This is a genomic window from Mesorhizobium sp. M1A.F.Ca.IN.020.06.1.1 (genome assembly GCF_004023265.1).
Classification (GTDB): Bacteria; Pseudomonadota; Alphaproteobacteria; order Rhizobiales; family Rhizobiaceae; genus Mesorhizobium.
This window is the reverse complement of record NZ_RZSR01000909.1, coordinates 1-2,437: the sequence shown is the minus strand read 5'-3', so window position 1 is coordinate 2,437 and position 2,437 is coordinate 1. Positions and strand designations below refer to the sequence as shown.

The 2,437-nt window shown below is 63.1% G+C and carries 3 protein-coding genes and 1 pseudogene; all 4 read left to right on the top strand.

Annotated elements, in window-relative coordinates; translation table 11 throughout:
* Positions 1-136 (top strand): annotated as a pseudogene (locus tag EOA60_RS28885) (ABC transporter substrate-binding protein); the annotation flags it as partial.
* Between the two features lie 266 nt (positions 137-402).
* Positions 403-1,263 carry a sugar ABC transporter permease gene (locus tag EOA60_RS28875; RefSeq protein ID WP_095825122.1) on the top strand — a complete coding sequence of 287 codons (861 nt, stop codon included), beginning with the start codon at positions 403-405 and terminating at the stop codon, positions 1,261-1,263.
* Positions 1,260-2,096 carry a carbohydrate ABC transporter permease gene (locus tag EOA60_RS28870; protein WP_095825121.1) on the top strand — a complete coding sequence of 279 codons (837 nt, stop codon included), beginning with the start codon at positions 1,260-1,262 and terminating at the stop codon, positions 2,094-2,096. The genes EOA60_RS28875 and EOA60_RS28870 overlap by 4 nt, the downstream gene beginning before the upstream one ends.
* A gap of 12 nt (positions 2,097-2,108) precedes the next feature.
* Positions 2,109-2,437, top strand: a 329-nt coding sequence (locus EOA60_RS28865; RefSeq protein ID WP_164899624.1) for an ABC transporter ATP-binding protein, incomplete at its 3' end; no start/stop codon positions are given.

Below are 2,437 nucleotides of genomic sequence, written 5' to 3'. Positions count from 1 at the left end.
GTTCCAGAGCGATGCCGAGATCATCGTGCGGGCCGTGCAGACCAAGTATCTTGCCGGCGGCTATCCCGATGCCAAGGCCGCGCTCGACGACGCCGCAAGCCAGATCGCCTCTGCGACCGGCCTGCCGGTCAAGTGAGCGTCGCTTTTCCTTCTCCCCTTGTGGGAGAAGGTGGATTGGCGCGTAGCGCCAAGACGGATGAGGGGTGTTGGACGGATTGCCGTCGTTGCCAAGCTGGAACACCCTCATCCGGCCGCTTCGCGGCCACCTTCTCCCACAAGGGGAGAAGGCAAGACAGGGCAGCGCCTGCATCGACCATTGGCACTGCTCCAGCAATTCAACACATGATCAAGACCGTGCCCGCTAGGAAGGCGCGACCCGAAACTGGAAGGAGGAGGAACACGATGCGCTACCGCAACGCCGCCGCGTATCGCTTCCTCACGCCTTATCTCCTGATCTTCGCCATCTTCTGGATCTGGCCGATCATCAGCTCCTTCCTGATCTCCTTCCAGGCGACCCGCACCGTGCCGTGGCGCTTCGCGCCGACCTTCAACTGGGGCCGCCTGATCGGCGATCCCGCCTTCTTCAACGCGCTGAAGAACACGCTGCTTATCCTCGTCATCCAGGTTCCGGTGATGATCTCGCTGGCGGTCGTGATGGCGGTGCTTTTGAATTCGGCGCTGCTCAAGGCGCGCGGCCTCTACCGCTTTGCGTTCTTCGCCCCCGTCGTGGTCGGCGAGGTCGCCTACTCGGCGGTGTTCCGGCTGATGTTCAGCCTCGATTTCGGCATCGTCAACAAGCTGTTGAGCAGCGTCGGCCTGGAGAAGATCGACTGGTTCTCCAACGTCACGCCGGCCATGGCGCTGATCATGATCGCGGTGACCTGGCGCTGGGCCGGCTACAACGCCATCATCATTCTTGCCGGCCTGCAATCCATTCCCGATGACGTCTACGAGGCCGCCACGCTCGACCGCGTCAGCAAGGTGAAGCAGTTCTTTTACATCACCCTGCCGCTGTTGAAGCCGGTCATCGTCTTTTGCGCCGTGCTGTCGATCATCGGCACCATGCAGCTCTTCACCGAGCCCTTCCTGATCACCGAACGCGGCGGGCCGGGCGGCGGCACCGAAACCCTTGGCCTCTTGCTTTACCGCCAGGGCTTCCGCTCGCTCAATTTCGGCTATGCCTCGGCGATCGCCTACACCATGGCGGGCCTCGCCATCGCAATCACGCTAGTGCAGCTCTGGCTGACGAGGGAGCCGAAATGACCTCGCGCTCGCAAAGGCGGCTCGGACGCAGCATCCTGCTGCATCTCGTCCTGACGCCGCTGGCGCTGATCTGGCTGTTCCCGCTGTGGATGATGGTGGTGTTCTCCACCATGCCCGACAACGGCATCTTCAGCCCCGGCATCGAGCTTCTGCCGCATGACAGCTTCCTCGACAATTTCAACAATCTGCAGCGCGACACCAATTTCGTCGGCGCGATCGGCATCTCGGTCTCGGTGGCGGTGACCTACACCTTTCTCTCGGTACTGGTGACCTCGATGGCCGGCTGGGCGCTGGCGCGCTACGACTTCCTCGGCAAGGGCGTGGTGGTGGCGATCATCTTCGGCACCATCACGCTTCCCTACGCCGTGGTGCTGATCCCGCAATTCATCATGGTGGCGCGCGACTTCCAGCTCGCCAACACCTGGATCGCGCTGATCGTGCCGCCGCTGTTCAATTCGCTCGGCGTGCTCTTCATGCGCCAGGCCTTTTCGATGATGCCGGCCGAGCTGGTCGACGCGGCGAGGGTCGAAGGCGTGAAGGAATGGCGCATCTTCCTGTTCGTGGCGCTGCCCTTGGCGCGGCCGATGCTGGCGGCCCTCGCCATCATCCTCTTCCTCGCCTCGTGGAACAACTATCTCTGGCCGCTTTTGATCAACAGCCAACCCGGCGCGATGACGGCGCCGGTGGCGCTCGGCACGCTGATCGGCCTGACCAAGGTGTCGTGGGGCGGCATCATGGCCGGCGCCGTCATGCTGACCGTGCCGATGCTGATCGTCTTCGTGCTGCTGCAGCGCCATTTCATCGCCGGCATCGCCGCCGGCGCGGTCAAATAGGATAGGAACGAAATGGCCGCCGTCACCCTCACCAATGTCGTCAAGCGTTTCGGCACCTTCGAGGTCGTCCATGGCGCCAATATCGACATTGCCGACGGCGAGTTCGTCGTCTTCGTCGGCCCGTCGGGATGCGGCAAGTCCACGCTTCTTCGCATGGTCGCCGGGCTGGAGGACATCAGCGGCGGCGAGATCGCCATCGGCGGCAAGGTGGTGAACGATGTCGCGCCGGCCGACCGCGGCATCGCCATGGTGTTCCAGTCTTACGCGCTCTATCCGCACATGACGGTGGAGCAGAATCTGAGCTTCGGCCTGCGCATGAACGGCAATCCGAAGGCCGACAC

Excerpts from the sequence above, each read along its gene's own strand:
- EOA60_RS28875 (WP_095825122.1), top strand. The coding sequence starts at position 403 with ATGCGCTACCGCAACGCCGCCGCGTATCGCTTCCTCACGCCTTATCTC.
- EOA60_RS28870 (WP_095825121.1), top strand. The coding sequence starts at position 1,260 with ATGACCTCGCGCTCGCAAAGGCGGCTCGGACGCAGCATCCTGCTGCAT.